Below are 3,193 nucleotides of genomic sequence, written 5' to 3'. Positions count from 1 at the left end.
TGAGTTTAACAGTTCCATCCTTCATGTGTCCACTTGCAAGATACTTGATTCTAAGCGTTAAGAAAGCTGCTGAATCAGTTCCAGGAGTTAAAGAAGCTGAAATAGAGATAATTGAGCCATATTAAATTCCAGTAAACTGGGCATCGTTGTAACTATGTCCAGAAACCTAATACATGAATCATTAAAACCACATTTATTTCCAAATTTAACTCCAATTCAAGATCTCGCCATACCGAGAATTCTATCGGGGGAGAATCTTCTTCTAATAAGCCCTACTGGTGGAGGTAAGACTGAAGCTGCATTCATCCCAATCCTCAGCTTATACCTAAGTTTTAGGGATAAGTTTGGTAGGATTCCAGGTATACATGTAATATACATAACTCCACTTAGGGCTTTGAATAGGGATATCGTTAGGAGGATGAAGGTTTGGTGTGATATGGTGGGTGTTGAGATAAGTATTCGTCATGGTGACACACCTTCCAGTGTTAGGCGTTTACAGCTTAGGAATCCCCCTGAAGTTTTGGTTACAACTCCAGAGAGTTTACAGGCAATTCTTCCAGCTGCTGGGATGAGGGATTGGCTTAGGAATGTTAAGTGGGTTATTGTTGATGAAGCTCATAATTTGGTTAGGAGTAAGCGTGGAACTCAGTTGGCTTTTGCTTTACAGCGTCTTAAGCTTATCTCAGGGAAGTTTCAGATAATACTTTTATCGGCTACAATTTCAAATCCTGGGTATGTTTCAAAGTTTTTCTGCGTTGATGATGAAATTAAAGTTTTAATTGACCCCTCAATTAAGCCCTTTGAACTACATGTGGAGAATCCCATTCCAGATAGCTTGGATTACGATTTCAGTTTGAAGTGTATGTGTAATCCAAATATGGCTTCTAGGATTAGGAGGATTATGGATTTAATTAACAATTCCAGATCCACCATAGTTTTCGTGAATTGCCGTGAGTATGCTGAGTATCTTTGCAGTAGGCTTAGGCTTGCTGGTTTAGATGTATATTCACATCATAGTTCGCTTTCGAGGGGTGTTAGGGAGCTTATTGAGTCTAGGTTTAAGTCTGGGGATTTGAAGTGTATTGTTGCAACATCCTCCCTTGAGCTTGGCATAGATGTTGGTTTCGTTGATTCTGTGGTGCAGTATTTATCTCCACGTCAAGTTTCAACTCTAATTCAGAGGGTTGGTAGGAGTGGTCATGCTCTAGGTAGGGTTTCTAAAGGGTTCATTATATGTAATGGGTTTAATGATGTTTTGGAGAGTATGGTTATATGTAGGATGGCTTTGGATGGGGATTTGGAGGATTTGCCTTCCCATGAGGGTGCATTGGATGTTTTGGCACATCAGATTGTTGGCTTAATTTTGGATTTCAATGGAATTGGAATTGATGATGCTTATAGAATTGTTACATCTTCGTATCCATATAGGAATCTTGATTTCAAATCCTTCTCATCACTCTTAGATTACATGGTTACTCTTGATATAATTAAAGTTTCCAATGGATTTCTAGCTCCCTCTAGGCGTAGTAGGAAATACTATTATGAGCATTTATCCACAATTCCAGAGGAAATTAAGTTTCCAGTTAAAGTTGAATCTAGTGGTGAGGATCTAGGCTTCCTCGGTGAAGACTTCTTTTCAGAGTATGTTAGGCCTGGTGTTAAGATAATCCTCCGTGGTAGACCTTGGGTTATAAGTAGGATAAGTGATTTTGAAGTTTACGTCAATCAATCTACAGATTATATTGCCGCTATACCTGGATGGGAAGGGGAAGTTCTTCCAACCCCAAGAAAGGTGGCTTTGAAGGTTGGTTCATTGATTGGTAGAATTTATGATATGTGGATTAATGGTATGTCGATGGATGATATGCTTAATATGCTCCATTCGGAATTCCCCTTCGGTTTTGATGCATTAAAGTATTCCATAAAACCCATAATAGACTATTTTGAGATGGGTTTCCCCCCTCCAACAGATAAGAGGGTTGTCATAGAATCCTTTGATAAGTTCATTGTAATACATTCATTTAATGGTCATGGAGTTAATAGGGCATTATCAAAGATCATTAACACGTCATTGATGAATAGGTTTGGAATTAAGTGTATCTCGAGGTTTGATGCTTATAGGATACTCCTAATGGTGGAGGGTGTAAGTGGTGGGGATATTGCCAACATAATTTCCAATTTGGATCTTGAGACTGCCCATGGAATACTCTACTCCAATGTTGATCCATACTTTATTAGGCATGTGGCTTTAAAGTTTAATGCCATCCCTAAGGGGTTACAATATAAAACCACAAGTTATTTGATGCATCTTCCAGAGATTTTTTATGGAACACCAGTTTATGATGAGGCTTATAGGTTTGAGCTTGTGGAGCATTTTGATTTTGAGGGGTTGAAGGATTTCATTAATGGTTTGAGGAGTGGGGTTATAGAGGTGAAGGTTTTGGAGAAGTCCAGTAAGCCTTCCTCATTGGCTATGCCCATAATTGATGTTGGGGATATACAGTCATTGACCAGTGAAGAGCTTTTCGCATATAGTATTTTCCATAAAACAGTCAATTTTGTATGTATGGATTGTTTGAAGGTTTGGAGGGTTGCTGTTAAAGATGTTTCTGAACCAATAAAATGCCCCTATTGTGGTTCTATTAGAGTTGCGTTGGTTAAATGGAGGGTGGAGGATGTTTTGAGGGTTCTTTCAAAGATTAAGTCTTCCGAGCCTTTGAATGGTGATGAAGATTACCTTGCAACCTACTGTAGGATGTCCTCCGACCTCATACTACTTTATGGTGTTAAAGCTGTAATTGCTCTTGCTGTTAAGGGGGTTGGCCCGCTGACTGCACATCAAATTTTGGCCAAGTCGCATAAAGATTTAGAGAGTTTTCTTAGAGATTTAATGGATGCTATGAGGGAATATATGGATACCAGAGCGTTTTGGAATGAATCATAGCTTTACGTTATGTTGAAACTTATTTCTAGAAGATTCTTTGAAGGTCTAAATCTCACATCTTCTATCTTTATGTAACCAATTTCCCCTGTGGTTTTTGTATGCATCTTGTTGCATGCATTTATATTCCAATCTTCTATTATGACTATGGATAAGGTCTTCACATCTTCTGGTACTGGGAATAGATCGTACATTTCATCTCCAAAAACTCTTTCCGCTTCACCTCTATCCATTTCAATAACCTTCACTGGC

1 protein-coding gene and 1 pseudogene are annotated in these 3,193 nt (G+C 38.7%); one reads left to right on the top strand and one right to left on the bottom strand.

Going from position 1 to position 3,193, the window contains the following annotated elements:
* Window positions 1–154 precede the first annotated feature (154 nt).
* Window positions 155–2,944, top strand: coding sequence for a DEAD/DEAH box helicase (locus MRT15_RS12255; protein WP_304330576.1), 2,790 nt, complete (start codon window positions 155–157; stop codon window positions 2,942–2,944).
* A 2-nt stretch (window positions 2,945–2,946) separates the two neighbouring features.
* Here the strand turns inward: MRT15_RS12255 and MRT15_RS12250 are convergent.
* A pseudogene (locus MRT15_RS12250) lies at window positions 2,947–3,193 on the bottom strand (alanyl-tRNA editing protein); the annotation flags it as partial.

It is taken from the genome of Candidatus Culexarchaeum yellowstonense (assembly GCF_024707025.1).
In the GTDB taxonomy this organism is placed as follows: Archaea; Thermoproteota; Methanomethylicia; order Culexarchaeales; family Culexarchaeaceae; genus Culexarchaeum.
This window is presented reverse-complemented; position numbering and strand designations above follow the sequence as displayed.